This window comes from Kitasatospora sp. NPDC028961 (assembly GCF_055564815.1).
In genome coordinates this window covers 454,363-473,251 of sequence record NZ_JBVHVO010000002.1, presented here as the reverse complement: position 1 = coordinate 473,251, position 18,889 = coordinate 454,363, and the positions used below count along the sequence as shown (strand labels likewise).

Sequence of the window (18,889 nt, the reverse complement as noted above, 5' to 3'; positions counted from 1 at the left end):
GATAATCCGGCGCATGACCACCACCACCCCGCGCACGAACGACCGCTGGGCCATCGAACGGGCCGATGTGCAGTCCGAGGAGGCGCAGGCACTGCTGCGCGCGTACTACATCGACGTCGCCAACCGGTACTACCGGCTGCACCTGGGCCGGGACGGCACGCCCGAGGAGATCGAGACCGGTCTGGCCGACTCCCCCAGCGACGACCTCGCGGAGCCGACCGGCCTCTTCCTGCTCGGCCGCCTCGGCGGGGCCGCGCAGGCCTGCGCCGGCCTGCGGGTGCTCGACGACCGCACGGTGGAGCTGACCAGGGTCTTCGTCCGGCACGCGGCCCGCGGCACCGGCGGCGGCGGGCACCTGCTCGCCGCCGTGGACGAGGGCGCCCGAGCGCTCGGCGCCGAGCGCGTCGTGCTCGACACCCGGCTCGACCTCGTCGAGGCCCGGGCGCTCTACACCCGGCACGGGTACCGCGAGATCCCGGCGTACACCAGCGGGGCGTACGCCGAGGTCTGGTACGGCAAGGACCTCACCGAGCAGTAGGGGCAAGGTGGTTGACGCCGGTCGCGGCCCACCGACCGGCGGGGCGCGGGCTGGAGGGAGCAGCACGGGCGGCGGCCCCGAAGTCCAGCCCGGGCGGCGCATCCACACCGGAGATTCGTCGCGCCCCGCGGCTCGCGCGGGGCGACGGCTCGCGGCGAGGGGGCTCGGCGGGGCGGTTCCCGTCCCCAGCTCCCGCCCCCGCCCAGGAGTCGCGTGGCGGGCGGGGGTGAGAGCATGAAGAACGGCCGCCGGACCTGGCCAGGTACTCCGACGGCCGTGGCCCCGTCCGTCAGGGGGCGGAGCACTTCGAACGCTATGACAGTCCGCAGCCACTCGGCTACCGCGGTGGGCCGTCCGGGGGATGCCGCGTGTCGCGCGGCCTCCCGCGACCGTCCGACCGATCCGCTACGATCCGTGCTCGAAAGGTCGCCCTGCGGCACCGGCGGACCTCGCCGCCGCACTCCGGGACACGACACGAAAGCGGTGATCACCCTGGCCAGGCCGCGCTCCACCCTCGTCATCGCCCTGGCACTCGCGACGGCGGTGCTCGGCGCCGCGGTGCCGCCCGGCGCGGCCGCGGCGGACGCTCCGGCCGCCGGCGTCGGTGACCCGGTCTTCCCCCAGCTCGGGAACGCCGGCTACGACGTGCAGGGCTACGACCTCGACCTCCGCTACCGCCCCGACAGCCGCATGGTCGACGGCACCGCCGTGCTGACGGCGCGGGCGCTCACCGCCCTGCCCAGTCTGGAGCTGGACGCGCTCGGCCTGGACGTGCACGCCGTCCGGGTCGACGGCCGGCCGGCCGCGTTCCGCGCGCACGACGAGAAGCTGACCGTCGTCCCGGCCCGTCCGGTGCGCCGCGACGCCACGCTCCGGGTGACGGTCGACTACTCGGCCGACCCCGCCGCGAAGCTGCCGCACACCGGCTGGGTCCCCACCCCCGACGGCTTCGCGGTGGCCGGTCAGCCGGACGGCGCGCACACCGTGTTCCCGTGCAACGACCACCCGAGCGACAAGGCCCGCTTCACCATCACCGTCACCGCGCCGGACGCCCTGTACGGGGTGGCCAACGGCCGGCTCACCACGACCGAGCGGCGCGACGGCGGGCAGACCACCCGCCGGTACGTCTCGCGCGAGCCGATGGCCACCGAGCTGGTGCAGGTGTCGGTCGGCGCCTACACGGTGCGCGAGCGCACCGGCCCGGGCGGGCTGCCGCTGCGGGATGTCGTCCCGACCGCGCGCGCCGCCGATCTGGAGCCCGCCCTCGCGCTCACCCCGGGCCAGCTGGCCTGGGCCGAGCAGCACCTCGGGGCCTTCCCGTTCGAGACGTACGGGCTGCTGCCCGCCAACACCGACGACCCGGCGGCCTTCGGCTTCACCGGGCTGGAGACGCAGACCCTCACCCTCTACAAGCCGAACTTCCTGCGCCAGCCCGAGCCCCTGATCGGCTCGCACATGATGCACGAGCTGGTGCACTCGTGGTTCGGCGACAGCGTCTCGCCGCGCACCTGGGCGGACCTCTGGCTGAACGAGGGCCACGCCGACTTCTACGGCCTGATGTACCGCTACGAGCGCGGCTGGCCGGACTCGGGCGGCTTCGCCACCCTCGCCGACCGGATGCGCGACGTGTACGCCAAGGGCGACCAGTGGCGCCACGACTCCGGGCCGGTCGCCTCGCCGACCGCCGCCGACCTCTTCGACAGCCAGCGGTACACCGGCGGGGCCCTGGTGCTGTTCGCCCTGCGCGAGCGGGTCGGGGCGGCCGCCTTCGACCGGATCGAGCGGACGTTCCTCCGCCGGTACCGGGACGGCACGGCCACCACCGCGGACTACATCCGGACCGCCTCGGAGGTGTCCGGCCAGGACCTCACCGCCTTCCTCACCGAGTGGCTCTACGGCGACCGGACCCCGGCCATGCCGGGCCACCCGGACTGGACCGTCACACCGGTCACGCCGACCGACCGCGCCGCCGACCGGTCCGCCCCGGCGCCGCGCGGCAGCGGGACGCTCTGAGCCGGTTCCCCTCCGGGGTGCCGGCCCCACCCGGTGCGGCGGGCCCCTCCCCGCCTCCCGGGCCGGCCACCGTCGCCACGGCCCCGCCGTACGCCGGAGCGCGCCGGTCCGGTGCGCTCGGGCGCCCGTCGCGCGCCCTGTACGACGGGGGTCCGCGGGCGCATCGTGGTCACACGGCCCGCCCGCCGCCCGGCCGAGTTCCGGCCGGCTCGCGGGCCGTCCAAGGTCCGCGCGCCGGCCGGCCCCGCCGGCCCGCTCCTGACGATGCCGAGGACCCGCCCGTGACGCCCGGCGGGGGCCGCGGCGCCGGTCCGCGACGCACTGCTGGAAAATGTGCCCTTCCGGCAGGCAACCCGTTCGACCTCCCATCGCGTTCAGCAGCCGTGAGTAGGACGACGACGGCACGGCCACCACGGCCGGCGATGACGGCGGGAACGACGGGAGCACCATGGCGGGGGCGGCACGATGAGGGATGCGACACCGGACTTCGAGGAGTTCGTCGCCGCCCGCAGCCCGCGCCTGCTGCGGATGGCCTGGCTGCTGACCGGCGATCCGCACCTCGCCGAGGACCTGCTGCAGACGGCGCTCGCCAAGGTCTGGCCCCGGTGGGAGAAGATCGCGATCGACCGGCCGGAGGCGTACGTCCGGCGGGTGCTGGTGAACTCGCACGTCTCCTGGTGGCGGCGCCGCTGGCACGGGGAACTGCCGCACGGCGAACTGCCGGAGCAGCCCGTGACCTCGGACCCGTTCGAGGAGCTGGTGGTCGGCGAGGTGGTGGCCGCCGCCGTCCGGGCACTCCCGCCGCGGCAGCGCGCGGTGGTCGTGCTGCGGTACTTCGAGGACCTGAGCGTCGAGGAGACCGCCGAGGCACTCGGCTGTACCACGGGCACGGTCAAGAGCCAGACGCACCGGGCGCTGCAGGCCCTGCGCGGCAAGATGCCCACCCGGGAGCTGCTGCTGGAGGGGGGACGCCGTGACCTGGTCTGACCCCGACCGCCGCCCCGACCGCCGGCCCGGACACCGCTGGCCCGGACACCCCGGCTTCGGCGACCCCGTGCTCGGCGACCCCGACGGCCTCTCGATGGCGGACGCCGAGGTGGAGGACGAGCTGCGCGTGCTGCTGCAGCGGGCCGCCCCGCACCTGCCCGCGCCCGCCGACCGGATGGACCGGATCCGCGAACTCGCCGCCCGCAACCGCCGCCGGCGCCGGGCGGCCGGGCTCGGGGCCGGGCTGACCGGGGGCCTGCTCGCCGCCGCGCTGGCCGCCGCCCCGGCCATCGCCCCCGCGCCGACGCACACCGCCCTGCGCCCCTCGGCGGGCGGACCGGCCGCCGAGGCACCCGGGAACGGGGCCCCGTCGCCGAGCCTGCCACCGGAGGGCGCGAGCCCGGCGCCGAGCGTCTCCCCGAGCTCCCTGCCCGTCGCCGAGGACGACTGGCGGGCCGTCCGGTACCCGGAACTCAACAGTGTGATCATCCGGGTGCCGCCGGGCTGGTCCACCCTGGTCGTGCGCTCCCCCGACCCGCTGCGCGCGACCGGGTACACGGCCAGCCAACCGCTGGCGGGCGGGCCCGAGTGCGCGATCGAGCCGGGCTACTGCGCGCCCCTCACCGCCCTGGCGACCGACGGCGCACTCGTCAGCATGACCCTGCTCAGGGACCCGGCCTACCTGGGGAAGATCGCGGGGACCACGATGGCCGTGCAGGACTCCACGATCGACAAGGAATGCAGCCTCCGCGGCGGCACCAGCCAGCTCACCGGGTACCGGACCGTCGCGCTGGGCGACGCGGTGGCGGTGGTCGAGCTGACCGCCTGCCTGAACCACGCGTCCACCCGGACCCTGGACCTGGTCCAGAAGATCGTCGACTCCGTCCGGATCACCGGCGGCGCCTCGGGGGTCGCCGACGGCAGCCTGGTCGGCTGACCGCGCCCGGCCCCGCTCCGCCCACCCCGCATCCCGAAGGCGGTCCCACCATGGCCCTGCCCCGTCGCACCCTCGTCGGCCTGATGCTGCTCCTGCTGGGCTGCGCGCCCGCCACCGCGGGCTCGGCGGCCGCGCCGTCCGCGCCGCCGCGGCCCGGACCCCCGGCGACCCGGCCCGCGGCCGAGCCCCCGCCCCGGTGCACCCGGCGCCGCCGGCACCCCGCGAACCGGCCCCGGCGGGCCTGCCGGGCCGCCGGGCCGGCCCCCGACCGGGGCGGCTCACCGCGGCGGCCCGGCAGGCCCTGGTGGTGACCGGAACGCCGCCGCCGGGCGAAGGATCCCGCTGACGGCCGCCCGCCCCTCGACGTCCTCGGCGGCGGGCCGGACATCCGTCCTCCGACGGCGGCGGGAGCGCGGGTCGCGGGCGGCCGACAGCCCCGGGCCCGACCGGGGTGACCGACCGGGCCCGGGGCGGACGGTGGTCAGTAGCGCAGCACGGCGGCGATCCGGTCGCGGCCGGCGAGCTCGCCGGAGGGGACGAACTGCACCTTGGCGCCGGTGTCCAGGGCGCGCTCGACGATCTCGTCGACCATGTCGTCGCGGACGTCCGGCTCGTCGGCGGTGGTGGGCACCAGGTGGCTGTCGGTGACCCGCACCGGCTCCCAGTAGTCCTCCTCGACCGCCAGCAGCGCGGCCCGGCCCTCGTTCACGTTCTGCCAGACCTCGTCGATGCCGGCGGCCAGCGCCTTGACGCTCTGGGCCGAGTCGAGCCGCGCGTGGAGTTCGGCGACGGCCTGCTGCTCCTGCTTCGCGACGATGGGGCGGACGGCCTCGGCGACGGCGGCGGCCGAGGCGTGCCCCAGGCCGCCGCGCGGCACCTGGGCGGCGGCCCGCTTCACGGCGGTGCCGACCTCGTCCAGCAGGGCGAGCGCGGCGGCCTCGCCGAGCACGTACAGCGGGCGCGCGTCGGCCTCCAGGACCGCGGCCAGCGCGGTGTCCGCGTGCCGCAGGAAGCGCCTGGTCTCCTCGTCGCGGAAGGTGCTCGGCACGTCGCCGATCCGCTCCTTGCGCTCGACGTCCCAGTCCGGGCCGACCTGGTCCAGGGGGAAGGCGCCCGCCGTGTGCTCGGCCAGCCGCGACGCCGTACCGCCGAACAGCGCGACCCGGTCGGCGGCGACCGTCAGCACCCAGTACGGCGCGCCGGCCGCGTAGGCGGAGACGAGGTTGCGGGTCAGGAAGGTCTCGGAGAACACCACCCGGGCGGCGACGCTCCGGGGCAGCGACCAGACCTGGTGCTCACCGGGCGCCGCGAAGATCGCCAGACCGTCCTCGGCGTGCACCAGGTCGATCTCCCGCAGCGCCCGGTCCAACTGCTCCACCACGTCCAGCCGGTCCGCCCGGGACACGGCCTCGTCCGCGTGCAGCCGGTTCTTGGCCTCCGCGATCAGATTGCGCAGGCGCACCGGGTCCTGGGCGTTGTCGGGCTCGCTTCGGTGGGTGGGCAGCAGGATGGAGACGGCCGGGTAGCGCCGGGGGCGGCGCAGTTCGGCGAGGACGGCAGGCGTGAGCTCGGCTGCGTGCATCGGATGCCCTTCTTGTCGCGGTTGCCTCGACATGCTCGGCAGAATCAGATTCTCTTATGGTTTGCCAGCTTTGCCGGATTTGCCTCTCCACCCCTCCCCATCCAAACCCGCTCCCATGCCCGGCGCCACCGAAAAGGTGTCCGTATCCACGGTGGGACCGGGCGCACCGGACCCAGCGGGAGGCCCGCCCCCGCCCACGGAAGATCCGCCGCTCAGCTGAGACGCGATCAGAACCCTCTGATCGTCGGACGGTTATGTCGTACGGCGGGCCCAGCCCCTACGCTGAGCGCTGCCGCGCGCACCGGCTGGCCACCGCGCCGGACGTGTCCGGCATGCTGCTCGCGGCGCGCGGCCGGCACGGCGACGCGCGGCGGGCCCCGGCCGAGGCGGCGGAGCTGCACCGGCGGGTGCACGGCCACGAGCACCCCGCGTGGGCGGAGAACCGGTGGCGGCTGGGCCGGGTGGTGGCGGCCGCCGGACAGGACGCGCGGGCCCGCGGGTTGTTCGTCGAGGCACGGGCGGTGCTGGCCGGCCGGCTCGGCCCGGCGCACCCCCGGCTGGTCCCGATCGACGCCGCGCTCGCCGGGCTCGACCCCCGCCCGCGTGACGAGGACGGGTGAAGCCGGCGGCCCGGCCGTAACCCGGGTGGCGCAGTGTCGTTGGGCGGGGCATGAAGAAGCGCAGCTTGCTCGCCGTCGCCTCGCTCGCCGTGGGTGTCGTGGCCTCCCTCACCGCTCCCAGCGCGCACGCGGGCGCGATCGGCGGCCAGGGGGACCTGTCCGGCCCGCTCCAGCAGGGCGGCACGCTGAACGCCGCGCCCGACGCCCTGCCGGGGCAGGTCGGCGACGCCGGCGGGGTGCTCGGCGAGGCCACCGGTCACGTGACCGGTCAGGCGGACGGCCTGATCGGCCTGCCGTCCTGACGCCGGTCCGGGCGGTAGCGGCCGTCCCGGCGGTACCGGCGCTCGGTGGTCAGCCGAGCGGGGCGCCGAGGTCCTGGGTCCAGTAGGGGCCGCCGGGCCCGGTGGTCACGCCGATGCCCACGTCCTTGAAGCCGCAGTCCAGCATGTTCGACTGGTGGATCCCGCCGTCCATCCAGCGGGAGACCACGGTGGCGGGGGCGGTCGGGCCCCGGTCGAGGTTCTCGCCCCACTGGGACCAGCGGTAGCCGGCCGCCGACAGCCGGGCGTCCGCGCGGGCGCCGTCGGGGTTGACGTGGTCGAAGTAGCTCCGGGCCACCATGTCGTCCGAGTGCTTCTGCGCCGCCGCGTGCAGCTTGGGGTCGATCCGCAGCGGGGCGCAGCCGACCTTGGCACGCTCGGCGTTGACGAGGTCGACCAGCTGGCGCTCCGGGCTGGGCGGCGTGGCCGGGCGCGCGGTCACCGGAGACGGCGGCGGAGTGACGGCCACCGGCGGCTCGGTGGGTGTCGAGGTCGGCACCGGCGGGGCCGCCGGGGTCTCGGTGACGGGCGGTTCCGGTACGGACTGCACGGGTATCGCGGGCACCGGCAGGCTGTCGGGCAGGGTGTCGGGCGCGGCGCTCGGGGTGGTCGGTTCGGGCGCGGCGTGCTCGGGTCGCGGATGCGGCCAGACCATGGCGAGGGTCGCGACGGCCAGCACCGCGGCCGTACCGCCCGCGACGGCCGTCCGGCGCCGGATCGGGCCGAACCGGCCCTGCGCTCCCCCCGGTCCGGACGCTCCCCCGGAGCCCGTGGCACCGCCCCCCGGCCCGCCGGCGGAGCCCGGCGGCGGGGTGGAGCCGGCCGCGGCGGCCGCGGCCTGGAGCTGCAGCCCGGTGGGCGAGTCCAGCGGGATCGGCACCAGCGCCAGGCCGGCCAGCAGGCCCTCGGCGGGGAAGAGGTCCCGGCCGAGCCCGTCGCAGCCGGCGCAGCCCCGGATGTGCCGGGCGATGCGCTTGCGCCACACCGAGTCCGGGGTGCCGTCCCAGCCCGCCGTCAGCTCGACCAGCTCCGCGCAGCGCGGGTAGGCGGTGAGCGCGCGGACCACCACCCGGCCCGCCTCCAGCTGCTTCTTCATCCGCTGGACCCGGACCGCGGTGTGCTGCGGCGTCAGGTCGAGCGCCTCGGCGAGTTCGGCCCGGCTGAGTTCGCCGCAGGCCTCCAGCCACCAGAGCGCGAGCAGCTCCCGGTCGTCCGGGTCCAGCCAGCGGGTGGCCTCGGCGACCTCGCGGCGCTGGCCGGACAGCCCCAGCCGCAGGATGGTGAGGTCGGTGAAGTCGGCCCGCGGGTCGGCGAGCTCCCAGGCCTCGTCGAGGCCGCCGACGGTGCTCTGCTGCTGGCCGGTGAAGCGCCGGCGGACCTGGTTCATGGTGATCGCGACCAGCCAGGAGCGGAAGGACTCGGGGTCGCGCAGCCCGTCCAGGCCGTCCAGCGCCCGGATCATGGTCTCCTGGGCCACGTCGTCGACGTCGGCGTGGCCGTTCAACGCACGGCCGGCGACGTTGTAGACCAGCGGCAACCAGGCGGCGACCAGCGCCTCCTGGGCCTGCCGGTCGCCGGACTGGGCCGCCAGCACCAGGGTCGTCCCGGTCCTGCTCTGCACGTCAACGTTCATGGGTACGCACTCCGTCTTGCCGTCATCCGTCCGCCGTTGCCTCCTGGGAGACCTCGGGGAAGTGCTCAGATAACAACAATTCGCGCGGATTCGGAAACGGGGGTTCGGGCGGGGGCGCGGAGATCAGGACGGGGAGGCGAAGACCTGGGTCCACCAGGGGCCGCCGGAGCCGGTCTTCACACCGACGCCGATCTGCTTGAAGGAGCAGTTCAGGATGTTGGCGCGGTGGCCGGGGCTGTTCATCCAGGCGTCCATCACGGCGGCCGGGTCCTTCTGACCGCGGGCGATGTTCTCGCCCCAACTGCTCCAGCGGTAGCCGGTCGCCTCGATCCGGTAGTCCGCGTGCCGACCCTCGGGGCTGGCGTGGTCGAAGTAGTTGCGGGCCGCCATGTCCTCGCTGTGGCCCTGGGCGGCGGTGGCCAGCCGGGAGTCGGCGGTGAGCGGTCCGCAACCGTTCTGGGCGCGCTGGGCGTTGACCAGGTCCACGACCTGCTGGGCGTACTGGGCTGCGGTGCCACCCGCGGGGGCGCCGCTCGCGGGGGCCGCGGTGGTCCGGGGCGGCGTCGCGGCCGCGCTCGTCGAGGCCTTCGGGGCGGTGCCGGCGCTCGCGGTGGAGGTCGGCTTGGCGGTCGCCGAGGCCGTGGCCGGGGCGGACGCGGTCGTCGCGGCGGCACCGGCCGAGGGGCTCTGGCCCGCGGCGGCCGAGTCGGACGGCGCCGGGGTCGCGGTGGCGGCGTGGGCCGGGTCGGCGGCGGACGGGCTGTCGGTGGGCGAGGGCTTCAGCGCCGGGTCGATGACACCGGACCCGGGGATCTGGATCCCGTTGTGGTCCCCGGCCTCCGCCGCGATCTGCGGGTCCAGGGCCACCGTCCACTGCCCGTCCCGGTCGGCGGACCCGTGGTAGTAGCCGTACCCGGCGCCGGCCAGCGCGGCGATCACCCCGGTACCCGCCACCGCGGCGACCACCGCCACCACCGGGCCGACGCTGCGACGGCGGCGGCCCCGACGGCCGCGCCCCCGGTGGCGGTCGGCCGCGCGCCGTGCCGCGCGGCCGCCGTCGGAGGCGTCCGGGCCCCCGACGGCGGGGAGGATCGTCGTCCTGTCTTCGCTGTTCACCTGGGCACACTTCCTGTTCGGGCCGGCCGGTACGGGTGCCGACACCTGGGAGACCCCCCGGCGGCGCGCCGATAACAGAAAGTACGAACGAATTTCCGATGCTCCGGCCGGTGGCCGGTCGGACCGGGGGACCGAGGCTTCCGGAGCCTGTCAGCCGGCGGCGTCCGGCGCCATGGCGTAGGTCACGAACATGGTCCGAGTGGGCACCTGGCCGTCCGTGCCGCGGGCCCGGTGGCCGTCGTCGGCGGTGCTCCACGGGACGGCGTGCCGGCCGCGCCCGGCGGCGACCGCCCTGAGCCGGGCGAGCGGCGCCTCCACCGCAGCGCCGGCCCGGACGTCCGCGGCATGACGGGCCGTCGGATCCCGTTTCACTGGACGGTACGGCCAAGAGCCCCGGCCGGTGCACCACGCGGTGGCGCAATCCCTCCGGCCGCGCCCGGGGCGTGTCCTGCGATCCGGAACGGGCCGCGTCGCGGATGCTGGAGCCTCCCCGCCCGATCCGTTCGCCGGTCCGATCCGTGCCTCCCGCGTCCCGGTCGGTCGGCCCCGATACCGCGTCCGGCCCGCGCTCGGGTCCGGCCGGCACTCGGGTCCGGCCGGTCCTCGGGTCCGACCGGCGCCGAGCCCCCATCGAGGAGCCCCCATGCTGCTCCGGCACCTGGCCCTGACCTCCCGCGCCGTGGCGGGCGAGCCCGGCCGCCGGGCCAAGACCACGCTGCTGGCGGACTGCCTGCGCGAACTCGGCCCGGCCGAGGCCCCGGCGGCGGTGGCCCTGCTCTCCGGAGAGGCCCACCGGTTGCGCACCGGCATCGGACCGGCGGCCCTGCGCGACCTGCCGCCCGCCGTCGCCGAGCCGTCCTGGGGCGTCCGGGAGACCGAGCAGGCCCTGGAGACCATCGCCGCGGTGCACGGCCCGGGCGCCAGGGCCGAGCGGCAGCGGCTGCTGGCCGAGCTGTTCGGGCGGGCCACCGAGGTCGAGCAGGCGTTCCTGCGGGCGGTGCTGGTGGGCGAGCTGCGCCAGGGCGCGCTGGACGCGGTGGTGGCCGACGCCGTCGCCCAGGCCGCCGGCGTCCCGGCGGCGGCGGTGCGGCGGGCGCTGATGTTCCGGGGTTCGGCCCGCGCGGTCGCCGAGGCCGCGCTGACCGGCGGCGTGCCCGCCCTGGAGGCGTTCCGGCTGGAGGTCGGCCGCCCGGTCCGGCCGATGCTGGCCGCCTCGGCACCGGACGTCGCCGCCGCGCTCGACCGGATCGGCCCGGCCACGCTGGAGTGGAAGCTGGACGGCATCCGGATCCAGGTGCACCGGGACGGCCGGGACGTCGCGGTGTTCACCCGGAGCCTGGACGACATCACCGCCCGGGTGCCCGAGGTGGTCGAGGCGGCCCTCGCCCTGCCGGTCCGCTCGGCGGTGCTGGACGGCGAGGCGATCGCGCTCGGCCCCGACGGCCGCCCCCGGCCGTTCCAGGAGACCGCCGCGCGGACCGCCTCCCGGCAGGACCCGGACCGGCTGCGCGCCGAAGTGCCGCTCAACGCCTACTTCTTCGACCTGCTGCACCGCGACGGCGTGGACTTCGTGGACCGGCCGGGGCTGGACCGCTGGGCGGCCCTCGACGAGTCGGTGCCGGCCGCCCTGCGGGTGGCGCGCACCGGGACGGCGGACCGCGAGGCCGCCCTGGCCTTCTTCCGGGACACGCTGGCGCTGGGCCACGAGGGCGTGCTGGCCAAGGACCCCGCGGCCGGCTACGCGGCCGGCCGGCGCGGAGCCGGGTGGATCAAGGTCAAGCCCCGGCACACCCTGGACCTCGTGGTGCTCGCCGCCGAGTGGGGCAGCGGCCGGCGGCGCGGCTTCCTCAGCAACCTGCACCTCGGTGCCCGGGCCGCCGGCGAGCCCGGCCTCGGGCCCTGGGTGATGCTCGGCAAGACCTTCAAGGGCCTGACCGACGAGACGCTCGCCCGCCAGACCACCGAACTCCTCGCCCGGGAGGTCGAACGGGACTCGTACACCGTGCGGGTACGGCCGGAACTCGTCGTGGAGATCGCCTTCGACGGCGTCCAGCGCAGCCCCCGCTATCCCGCCGGGCTGGCCCTGCGGTTCGCCCGGGTGCTGCGCTACCGGCCCGACAAGAGCGCGGACGAGGCCGACACCGTGGCCACCGTCCGGGAGATCGCCGCGGCGGAGGGGCTCAGCGAGGCCGGACCCGCCTCGGAAGAGTGATGACGGTCGGTCAAACCGCCTTTGCCAGAGCTTTGTTCGGGTTGAGCGTGGAATCGGCCATTCTGCACGAGTATGGCGACGCACCCTTCGTGTGCGACAGAGCGACGGCTACGTTGGCGTGGACGGCGGGGGGCGGCCGGCCCGGGCGATCCGGTGCCACACCACTGAGAGGTGTCCGTACATGCAGGTGAGCATCGACCAGGACCGCTGCTGCAGCTCCGGCCAGTGCGTCGTCACGGCGCCGGAGGTCTTCGAACAGGACGACCACGACGGCCTGGTGAGGCTCCGTCTGACCGTTCTGCCGCCGGCGCGGTTCGCCGACGTGCGGCTGGCCTCCGAGCTCTGCCCGGGCGGCGCGATCACCGTCGCCGAGGAGGCTCCGGAGAGAGACCGGGAGCAGACGGGCCCCGCGGCCGGTTAGGGCCCGCCGCCGGGCCGGTGCTCCCGCCCGCCCCGGGCCGCCCGCCGTCCTCCTTGAGCGTCCGTCCTCGCTTGAGCGTCCGTCGCCCTCCTTGACCACCCGCCGGGCCCGAGCGGTCCGGCGCCCCCACCGGCCGCCGCCCACGGCGGCCTTCCCCACGTCACCCGGCATCCGGTTCCCGGCCGCCGGACGGGGCCGCGCGTCCACCCCCCGGGGCCCGCCGCCCGTCCGCTGCCGCCCGCCCCTGCCGCCCATCGCTCCGCCACGCGAGGAGACCCCACCTTGACGAGCACGCCCACCGCCCCCGCCCCCGCCCCGCTGCTGCCCGCCCCGCACGACGGCGTCTGCCCGTTCAGCCCGCCCCCCGTCTACACCGAGGCCGCCCGCGCGGGCACCGTCACCCGCGCCGCGCTGCTGGACGGCTCCTCCTGCTGGCTGGTGACCGGCTACCACGAGGTCCGCTCGCTGCTCTCCGACCGCCGTTTCAGTGCGGACGTCCGCCGTCCGGAGTTCCCGTCCTTCACCCCCGGCCGGCGGGCGATCCTCGCCGCCAACCCCAACTTCCTCCGCCTCGACGACCCCGAGCACTCCCGGCTGCGCCGCATGGTCACCGGGGACTTCCTGGTCAAGCGGGTCGAGGCGATGCGCCCCGAGGTCCAGCAGATCGTCGACGAGGCCCTCGACAGCATGACCGCGTCCGGTGCCCCCGCCGACCTGGTCGGCGACTTCGCGCTGCCGGTGCCCTCCCTGGTGATCTGCCTGCTGCTGGGCGTCCCGTACGAGGACCGGCAGATGTTCCAGGAGCTCAGCCGCGTCCTGGTCAGCACCACGGTGGAGGAGGCCGAGGTGCGCCGGGCCCAGACCGAGCTGCTCGACTACCTCGGCGGCCTCGCCGCGCAGAAGCGGCGCCGCCCCGGCGACGACATCCTCAGCCGGCTCGCCGCCCGCGACGACCTCAGCCTCCGCGAGATCGCCGCCACCGGCATGCTGCTGCTGGTCGCCGGCCACGAGACCACCGCCAACATGATCGGGCTCTCCACCCTCCTGCTGCTGCGCCACCCCGGGCAGGCCGCGCGGCTGACCGACCCGGCGGCCGTCCCCGGCGCGGTCGAGGAGCTGCTGCGCCACCTCACCATCATCCACATGGGGCTGCCCCGACTGGCGCTGGAGGACGTCGAGCTGGGCGGCGTCCGGATCCGGGCCGGCGACGGGGTGGTCGCGATGCTCTCCACCGCCAACCGGGACGAGGAGCTCTTCGGCGCCCCCGGCCACCTCCCCGCCGACGAGCTGGACGTGGACCGGGACGCCCGGCGCCACCTCGCGTTCGGCTTCGGCGTGCACCAGTGCCTGGGCCAGCCGCTGGCCCGGGCGGAGCTCCAGATCGCCCTCGCCACGCTCTTCCACCGGCTGCCCGGGCTGCGGCTCGCCGTGCCGGAGAGCGAGCTCACCTTCCGTTCAGACGCGTTCATCTACGGCCTGAAGGCGCTGCCGATCGCCTGGTGAGACCCGCCACCGGAGCGGATCCACGCCCCGGAAGGGGCATGACGCGGGCGCGGCCGGGCAGAAGGGGTGACGCAGGCACCCGTCCGGTCCGGCCGATCCGGTCGGCCGCGACCGCGGAGCCCGGTCGGCCCCGGCGCACGGGCTCCCGGGCTCGGTTGGCCGCGGCGCGGGCACCGAGGCAGGCTGGAGGGGCGAACAGGAGCCCGGCCCGGCGGCCGGCCCGCACCACGGCAGGCTGTGGTGCTCTCGGGCGACCCCGGCCGGCCGAGGAGACGGAGCCCGCGATGACCGATATGAGCGCACGGTCCGAGGTGAGCGTCGATCGGGAGGAGGACATCCGCGCGGCCGACCCCGAGGAGGGCATCACCTCGATGCAGAACCAGCACGCGCAGGACACCTCGCAGGCGGAGGGCGCACCTCTGGAGGAGCCCGAGGCGTACAGCTGACCTTCCAGGACGAAGGATCTCCACGAGGCCGCCCGCCGGACGGGCGGCCTCCGCGACCGCGGGTGTCGCTGCCCGCTCGGCGGCGGCCCGGCGGGGAAGGATGGGCGCATGAGCGAGCAGCAGCAGAGCGCATCAGCGGCGCAGGGCGGACGGCCGACCGGGAGGCCCGGGGACCCGCGGGCGTCCTGGGCCACCTGGACCACTCAGTCGATCATCAGCGGACCGGGCGGAGTCACCACCGCCGAGGTCGGCCCGATCTCCGGCGACCTCACCGTGCACACCACGTGGGTGGACGGCGAGGCCCGGCTGACCGTGCAGTACACCGGGGCGCTGGACTGGTACACCGTGGCCGGCAGCCCCGTGCCGGCGACGGACGAGATCACGGCGCGGGCGATCCACCAGGCGATGGTCAACACCGTGAAGACCGGGCGCGGGGCCTCCGCCCCGCAGGCGCCCGGCGTCTGAGGCGCACACGGGGGTGACCCCGCTCCCGGGTGCCCGGGAGCGGGGTCACCCCCGTGTGGCGTTCCCCGACGGGAGTCGCTCAGGGCCGCGACTCGCCCCGCTCGCCCTTCAGCGGCGGGGCCGCGGCGGCCCAGTACGCGCGGTCCGCCGTGCTGCGCCGGTGCCTGAGGTCCTCCCGGACCTCCTTGGCGAGCTTGCGGGTGTCACGCCGGTTGACGGTGGCGCCGATGCCCGCCCCCACCAGCAGCGGGATCAGCGAGGGCAGGCGGCGCAGCGTACTGCGGGTGAGCCGCTTGCGGACCTGCTGACGGACCTCGGAGCCGAGCGCCATCGCGGCGAACCCGGCCGGCTTCACCAGCAGCGTCGCGTCGATGCCCCGGCGGTTGGCCCAGGCCGCCACGTAGGCGGAGGCCCGCTGGGTGGCCGTGCCCCGGGCCGCGAGGCCGTACACCTCGTGCAGTTCGGCGATCAGCTTGATCTCGACGGCCGCGACGGCGAGCGTCTCGGCGGCGATCTCCAGCGCCATCGCCGGCGGCACGGGCAGCATCGCCGCGGCCCCGACCCCCGCGCCGAGCGCGCCGGAGGCCCGGCTGGCGCCGCTGACCAGCAGGTCGGCCAGCCGCTCGGGGTCGGCCGCGTCCGGGTGCTGGGCGCGCAGGGTGCTCAGGCTCCGGACCGGGATGCGCGGCGCGGCCTGCATCAGCTGGTCGGCGAGGGCCCGGCCGCCGTAGGCGGCACCCTTCGCGGCGGCCAGGCCGCCGCTGCCGAGCCGCCGGGAGACGGACCCGAGCAGGGCCGTGGCCCGGCGCTTGTCGCGCTCCGCGCGATACTCGGCGAGCTGCCCGGCGGGCCCGCCCTCGACGCCGGGGGCGGGCCGTTCCAGTTGTTCGACGAGGTCCGCCAGTTCCTCGGCGACCTGTTCGGGGGCGGGCTCCGGCTGCCGGGAGCGTCCCGGTCTCCTGAAGATTGCCATGCTCTGCGGTTACCCGGTGGACCGCGGAGGTACGCGCTATTCGGTGATCTCCACCCCGCGCCAGAAGGCCACCCGGCCGCGGACGTGCTCGGCCTCCGGCAGCGGGTCGCGGTAGTACCAGGCCGCGTCGGGGTTGAGCTGCCCGCCGACGTCCAGCGTGTAGTACTCGGCGGTGCCCTTCCAGCCGCAGACGGTGGTGGTGTCGGACGGGCGCAGGTACTCCGCGCGCACGGATTCGGCCGGGAAGTAGTGGTTGCCCTCGACCACGGTGGTGTCGTCGCTCTCGGCGACGACCGTGCCCTGCCAACTCGCTGTAGTCATGAGCCGATTCTGCCCGAGGCCGCGAGGGAACAACCGGCCGGGCGTGACCCGGCCCGCCGCCGGCGCGGTCCGGTGGGCCGCGCCGGCGGCGGAGGTCTGCCCGCTACGGCAGAGGTTCGGCGTGCACCGGGAAGTGCGGGGACTGGTGCCCCCCGCTGGCGAGCATCCGGACCTCGCCCGAGTCGCTGATCTCGGCCCGGACGATGCCGGTGGCGTCCTCGTAGACGGGGTGGCCGCCGGGACCGGTGGTACTGGTGCGGGAGACCACGACGACGTCCTGCGGGGCCTGGGTGCCGGGCGTGCCCGGGAAGGTCAGTACGTAACGGTTCGCGGGGTTCATCGCCGACCTCCTCGGTCCACCTGGTCCCAGCTGTCCCTGGTGCCCATGCTGCCCCTACAGGTCTGCGCCGGGCCGGCCGGCGGCTTCCCGCCGTCGGATCAGGCGGCGGCCCCCGTGGTCCGGGCGGGAGCACCGCGGACCTCCAACTCGTCGAGCAATCGGGCGGTGGCCTCGGCGACGGCCTCCACGGCGCGGTCGAAGGCCTCCTGGTTGTGCGCCGCCGGGGCGCGGAACCCCGACACCTTCCGCACGTACTGGAGGGCGGCCGCGTGGAAGTCCTCATCGGAGGCGTCCGGCGTCACGGGGGGTCTCAACGTCTTGATACTGCGGCACATGACCCCAGTCTCGCGCGCGGGGGCGCCGCTGGCGACCCCCATGTGTCACCGGCCGGCCATGGGCGGCACCCGGAGGGGTCATCCGATCGGATTAGGATTTCGCCCAGACGAATTGCCCGTCATCCCCGCGCCGCCCCGCTCCCCCACCCCGCTCCCCCACCGGGTCGCCCCGCCCGGTCACCTGTCTGCACCGGCCCGACGACCGTGCCGGACCCCCTGCCCGGCTCCCGCCCGGGCGTCACCCCGGAGTCCCCCTTGCCACTCGCGCTGGTCGCCCTGGCCGTCACCGCGTTCGCCATCGGCACCACCGAATTCGCCGCCATGGGGTTGCTGCCCCAGGTCGCCGAGAACCTCCACGTCTCCATCCCCCAGGCGGGGTGGCTGATCTCCGCCTACGCCGTCGGCGTGGTGATCGGCGCACCGCTGCTCACCGCGCTGGCCGCCGGACGGCCTCGCAAGCCCGTGCTGGTCGCGCTGGCCGGCCTCTTCGCGACCGGCAACCTGCTCTGCGCGATCGCGCCCGACTTCTGGTCGCTGGCGGCGGCCCGGTTGATCACCGGGCTGCCGCACGGGGCGTTCTTCGGCGCCGGGGCGGTCGCGGCCGCCGAGCTGGTCGCCCCGCACCGGCGGGCCCGGGCGGTCGCCGTGATGTTCTCGGGCCTGACCGTCGCCAACATCGTCGGGGTCCCGGCCGCGACCCTGCTCGGGCAGCACCTCGGCTGGCGGGCCACCATGCTGGTGGTGGTCGCGATCGGCGCGCTCGGCACCGTCGCCATCGCGCGGCTGGTGCCCCAGCTGCCCACGCCCGCGCAGTCCGGCCTCCGGCACGAGCTCGGGGCGTTCCGCAGCGGACAGCTCTGGCTGGCCCTCGGCACGGTGGTGTTCGGCTGCGGGGGTTTCTTCGCCTGCTACAGCTACATCACCCCGCTGCTCACCGAGGTCTCCGGCTACGCCACCGGATCGGTGACGCTGGTGCTGGCGCTGTTCGGGGTGGGCATGACGATCGGCAACGTGCTGGGCGGCATCGCCGCCGACCGCGCGCTGCGGCCGACCGTCTGCGCCGCCTTCCTGCTGCTCGCCGCCACCCTGGCGCTCTTCGGGGTGACCGCCCGCACCGAGTGGTCGGCCGCCCTGACGGTGGTGCTGGTCGGGCTCTTCGGCTTCGCGATCGTCCCGGCCGTGCAGACCCTGGTGCTGCAGAAGGCCCGCAACGCCCCGACCCTCGCCTCGGCGACCGTGCAGGGCGCGTTCAACCTGGCCAACGCCCAGGGCGCGTACTTCGGCGGCCTGGCCCTGGACGCCGGGCTCGGCTGGACGTCTCCGACCCTGGTCGGCTCGGGCCTCGCCGCCTCGGGTGCGGTGATCGCGGTGATCGCCTGGGCCGCCGACCGCCGCCGCCCCGGGACGGCCGCCCCGGTACCGGCCCCGGCCCCCGGCCACCCCCTGTCCACCGCCGAGGCAGGCGCCCGCACCTGACCGGCCGGGCGGAGGCGCCCCCGCCCGAGGGCCTCGCCCCGTTCGACCGCCTAGGCCGTCCGACGCTCCACCGGCTCGATCTTCCGGTGGGCGTCGGCCAGGAGGCGGTAGCCCTCGCCGTTGAAGGTGACGCCCGCCCGCTCCTCCTCGGTCAGCTCGCGCCGGATCCTGGCCGGCACCCCGGCGACCAGGGAGCCCGCCGGCACCTGCATGCCCTGCGGGACCACGGCCCCGGCCGCGACCAGCGAACCGGCCCCGATCCGGGCGCCGTTCAGCACCGTGGAGTTCATCCCGACCAGCACGTCGTCCTCGATCACGCAGCCGTGCAGGACGGCGTTGTGGCCGACCGAGATCCGCTCGCCGATCACCAGCGGGAAGCCCAGGTCCGCGTGCAGCGTGCAGTTGTCCTGGATGTTGCTGCCCGCGCCGACCGTGATCGCCTCGGCGTCGCCGCGGATCACCGCGCCGTACCAGACGCTCGCCCCGGCGCCGACCGTGACCGACCCGACCACCACCGCGTTGGGTGCGACGAAAGCGGTCGGGTCGATGTCGGGCACCCGGCCCCCGACTGCGGCGATCAGCGGCTCTGCCATGTCTCGTCCTCCTGGCGACAATCGACCGTCATGTGCCGGTCATGATGGCACCCCGGTC

General features: G+C 76.0%; 21 protein-coding genes. 12 read left to right on the top strand and 9 right to left on the bottom strand.

The window, feature by feature from the left end:
- The first annotated feature begins 13 nt into the window (after positions 1-13).
- The 4 genes from ACZ4UX_RS06320 (at position 14) to ACZ4UX_RS06305 (ending at position 4,475) form a co-directional block, all read left to right on the top strand.
- A complete protein-coding gene (locus tag ACZ4UX_RS06320) occupies positions 14-538 on the top strand; it encodes a GNAT family N-acetyltransferase (protein ID WP_465705798.1) in 525 nt (174 codons plus the stop codon).
- A gap of 492 nt (positions 539-1,030) precedes the next feature.
- Positions 1,031-2,551 (top strand): M1 family metallopeptidase, encoded by a 1,521-nt coding sequence (locus ACZ4UX_RS06315; RefSeq protein WP_465705974.1) that lies wholly within the window; start codon positions 1,031-1,033, stop codon positions 2,549-2,551.
- A 465-nt stretch (positions 2,552-3,016) separates the two neighbouring features.
- A complete protein-coding gene (locus tag ACZ4UX_RS06310) occupies positions 3,017-3,538 on the top strand; it encodes a SigE family RNA polymerase sigma factor (RefSeq protein ID WP_329485957.1) in 522 nt (173 codons plus the stop codon).
- Positions 3,525-4,475: a hypothetical protein gene (locus ACZ4UX_RS06305; RefSeq protein ID WP_465705797.1), complete on the top strand. Its 951-nt coding sequence runs from the start codon at positions 3,525-3,527 to the stop codon at positions 4,473-4,475. The genes ACZ4UX_RS06310 and ACZ4UX_RS06305 overlap by 14 nt, the downstream gene beginning before the upstream one ends.
- A gap of 481 nt (positions 4,476-4,956) precedes the next feature.
- Here ACZ4UX_RS06305 and ACZ4UX_RS06300 read toward each other — a convergent pair whose 3' ends face one another.
- Positions 4,957-6,057 (bottom strand): baeRF3 domain-containing protein, encoded by a 1,101-nt coding sequence (locus ACZ4UX_RS06300; protein ID WP_465705796.1) that lies wholly within the window; start codon positions 6,055-6,057, stop codon positions 4,957-4,959.
- A gap of 254 nt (positions 6,058-6,311) precedes the next feature.
- Between ACZ4UX_RS06300 and ACZ4UX_RS06295 the strand changes: the two genes are divergently transcribed.
- Positions 6,312-6,677, top strand: coding sequence for a tetratricopeptide repeat protein (locus ACZ4UX_RS06295; RefSeq protein WP_465705795.1), 366 nt, complete (start codon positions 6,312-6,314; stop codon positions 6,675-6,677).
- A gap of 50 nt (positions 6,678-6,727) precedes the next feature.
- Positions 6,728-6,979, top strand: coding sequence for a hypothetical protein (locus ACZ4UX_RS06290; protein WP_352291970.1), 252 nt, complete (start codon positions 6,728-6,730; stop codon positions 6,977-6,979).
- A 49-nt stretch (positions 6,980-7,028) separates the two neighbouring features.
- Here the strand turns inward: ACZ4UX_RS06290 and ACZ4UX_RS06285 are convergent, their stop codons facing one another.
- The 3 genes from ACZ4UX_RS06285 to ACZ4UX_RS06275 all read right to left on the bottom strand — a co-directional run bounded on the left by ACZ4UX_RS06285 (position 7,029) and on the right by ACZ4UX_RS06275 (position 10,118).
- Complete coding sequence (locus ACZ4UX_RS06285) at positions 7,029-8,630, bottom strand: sigma-70 family RNA polymerase sigma factor (RefSeq protein WP_465705794.1); 1,602 nt, start codon at positions 8,628-8,630, stop codon at positions 7,029-7,031.
- Positions 8,631-8,753: 123 nt separating this feature from the next.
- Positions 8,754-9,746, bottom strand: a complete 993-nt coding sequence (locus tag ACZ4UX_RS06280) for a CAP domain-containing protein (RefSeq protein ID WP_465606480.1) — start codon at positions 9,744-9,746, stop codon at positions 8,754-8,756.
- A gap of 150 nt (positions 9,747-9,896) precedes the next feature.
- Positions 9,897-10,118 (bottom strand): hypothetical protein, encoded by a 222-nt coding sequence (locus ACZ4UX_RS06275; protein ID WP_465705793.1) that lies wholly within the window; start codon positions 10,116-10,118, stop codon positions 9,897-9,899.
- A 271-nt stretch (positions 10,119-10,389) separates the two neighbouring features.
- Between ACZ4UX_RS06275 and ACZ4UX_RS06270 the strand changes: the two genes are divergently transcribed.
- The 5 genes from ACZ4UX_RS06270 (at position 10,390) to ACZ4UX_RS06250 (ending at position 14,793) form a co-directional block, all read left to right on the top strand.
- On the top strand, positions 10,390-11,958 hold the full coding sequence (locus ACZ4UX_RS06270) for an ATP-dependent DNA ligase (protein WP_465705792.1): 1,569 nt from the start codon (positions 10,390-10,392) through the stop codon (positions 11,956-11,958).
- A gap of 181 nt (positions 11,959-12,139) precedes the next feature.
- On the top strand, positions 12,140-12,379 hold the full coding sequence (locus tag ACZ4UX_RS06265) for a ferredoxin (RefSeq protein ID WP_352291960.1): 240 nt from the start codon (positions 12,140-12,142) through the stop codon (positions 12,377-12,379).
- 282 nt (positions 12,380-12,661) lie between these two features.
- Complete coding sequence (locus ACZ4UX_RS06260; protein WP_396486363.1) at positions 12,662-13,882, top strand: cytochrome P450; 1,221 nt, start codon at positions 12,662-12,664, stop codon at positions 13,880-13,882.
- 284 nt (positions 13,883-14,166) lie between these two features.
- Positions 14,167-14,328: a hypothetical protein gene (locus ACZ4UX_RS06255; protein ID WP_352291956.1), complete on the top strand. Its 162-nt coding sequence runs from the start codon at positions 14,167-14,169 to the stop codon at positions 14,326-14,328.
- 108 nt (positions 14,329-14,436) lie between these two features.
- Positions 14,437-14,793 carry a hypothetical protein gene (locus ACZ4UX_RS06250; RefSeq protein WP_352291954.1) on the top strand — a complete coding sequence of 119 codons (357 nt, stop codon included), beginning with the start codon at positions 14,437-14,439 and terminating at the stop codon, positions 14,791-14,793.
- Positions 14,794-14,872: 79 nt separating this feature from the next.
- On the opposite strand, the gene ACZ4UX_RS06245 is transcribed toward ACZ4UX_RS06250, so the two are convergent.
- The 4 genes from ACZ4UX_RS06245 to ACZ4UX_RS06230 form a co-directional block, all read right to left on the bottom strand.
- Positions 14,873-15,766, bottom strand: a complete 894-nt coding sequence (locus ACZ4UX_RS06245; protein ID WP_465705791.1) for a hypothetical protein — start codon at positions 15,764-15,766, stop codon at positions 14,873-14,875.
- 36 nt (positions 15,767-15,802) lie between these two features.
- Entirely contained in the window at positions 15,803-16,087 is a 285-nt protein-coding gene (locus tag ACZ4UX_RS06240) for a DUF427 domain-containing protein (protein ID WP_465705790.1), read from the bottom strand.
- Positions 16,088-16,190: 103 nt separating this feature from the next.
- Positions 16,191-16,427 carry a DUF6296 family protein gene (locus tag ACZ4UX_RS06235; RefSeq protein WP_329485972.1) on the bottom strand — a complete coding sequence of 79 codons (237 nt, stop codon included), beginning with the start codon at positions 16,425-16,427 and terminating at the stop codon, positions 16,191-16,193.
- Between the two features lie 98 nt (positions 16,428-16,525).
- Positions 16,526-16,762 carry a DUF2277 domain-containing protein gene (locus ACZ4UX_RS06230; RefSeq protein WP_329485973.1) on the bottom strand — a complete coding sequence of 79 codons (237 nt, stop codon included), beginning with the start codon at positions 16,760-16,762 and terminating at the stop codon, positions 16,526-16,528.
- A gap of 255 nt (positions 16,763-17,017) precedes the next feature.
- Between ACZ4UX_RS06230 and ACZ4UX_RS06225 the strand changes: the two genes are divergently transcribed.
- Positions 17,018-18,238 carry an MFS transporter gene (locus tag ACZ4UX_RS06225; RefSeq protein WP_465705789.1) on the top strand — a complete coding sequence of 407 codons (1,221 nt, stop codon included), beginning with the start codon at positions 17,018-17,020 and terminating at the stop codon, positions 18,236-18,238.
- A gap of 50 nt (positions 18,239-18,288) precedes the next feature.
- Here the strand turns inward: ACZ4UX_RS06225 and ACZ4UX_RS06220 are convergent, their stop codons facing one another.
- Complete coding sequence (locus ACZ4UX_RS06220) at positions 18,289-18,831, bottom strand: gamma carbonic anhydrase family protein (RefSeq protein WP_465705788.1); 543 nt, start codon at positions 18,829-18,831, stop codon at positions 18,289-18,291.
- Positions 18,832-18,889 lie beyond the last annotated feature (58 nt).

Bases quoted from the DNA above. Each gene is read 5' to 3' on its own strand.
- ACZ4UX_RS06320 (WP_465705798.1), top strand. From the start codon at position 14: ATGACCACCACCACCCCGCGCACGAACGACCGCTGGGCCATCGAACGG.
- ACZ4UX_RS06310 (WP_329485957.1), top strand. From the start codon at position 3,017: ATGAGGGATGCGACACCGGACTTCGAGGAGTTCGTCGCCGCCCGCAGC.
- ACZ4UX_RS06300 (WP_465705796.1), bottom strand. From the start codon at position 6,057: ATGCACGCAGCCGAGCTCACGCCTGCCGTCCTCGCCGAACTGCGCCGC.
- ACZ4UX_RS06295 (WP_465705795.1), top strand. From the start codon at position 6,312: ATGTCGTACGGCGGGCCCAGCCCCTACGCTGAGCGCTGCCGCGCGCAC.
- ACZ4UX_RS06290 (WP_352291970.1), top strand. From the start codon at position 6,728: ATGAAGAAGCGCAGCTTGCTCGCCGTCGCCTCGCTCGCCGTGGGTGTC.
- ACZ4UX_RS06285 (WP_465705794.1), bottom strand. From the start codon at position 8,630: ATGAACGTTGACGTGCAGAGCAGGACCGGGACGACCCTGGTGCTGGCG.
- ACZ4UX_RS06270 (WP_465705792.1), top strand. From the start codon at position 10,390: ATGCTGCTCCGGCACCTGGCCCTGACCTCCCGCGCCGTGGCGGGCGAG.
- ACZ4UX_RS06265 (WP_352291960.1), top strand. From the start codon at position 12,140: ATGCAGGTGAGCATCGACCAGGACCGCTGCTGCAGCTCCGGCCAGTGC.
- ACZ4UX_RS06255 (WP_352291956.1), top strand. From the start codon at position 14,167: ATGACCGATATGAGCGCACGGTCCGAGGTGAGCGTCGATCGGGAGGAG.
- ACZ4UX_RS06250 (WP_352291954.1), top strand. From the start codon at position 14,437: ATGAGCGAGCAGCAGCAGAGCGCATCAGCGGCGCAGGGCGGACGGCCG.
- ACZ4UX_RS06245 (WP_465705791.1), bottom strand. From the start codon at position 15,766: ATGGCAATCTTCAGGAGACCGGGACGCTCCCGGCAGCCGGAGCCCGCC.
- ACZ4UX_RS06240 (WP_465705790.1), bottom strand. From the start codon at position 16,087: ATGACTACAGCGAGTTGGCAGGGCACGGTCGTCGCCGAGAGCGACGAC.
- ACZ4UX_RS06235 (WP_329485972.1), bottom strand. From the start codon at position 16,427: ATGAACCCCGCGAACCGTTACGTACTGACCTTCCCGGGCACGCCCGGC.
- ACZ4UX_RS06230 (WP_329485973.1), bottom strand. From the start codon at position 16,762: ATGTGCCGCAGTATCAAGACGTTGAGACCCCCCGTGACGCCGGACGCC.
- ACZ4UX_RS06220 (WP_465705788.1), bottom strand. From the start codon at position 18,831: ATGGCAGAGCCGCTGATCGCCGCAGTCGGGGGCCGGGTGCCCGACATC.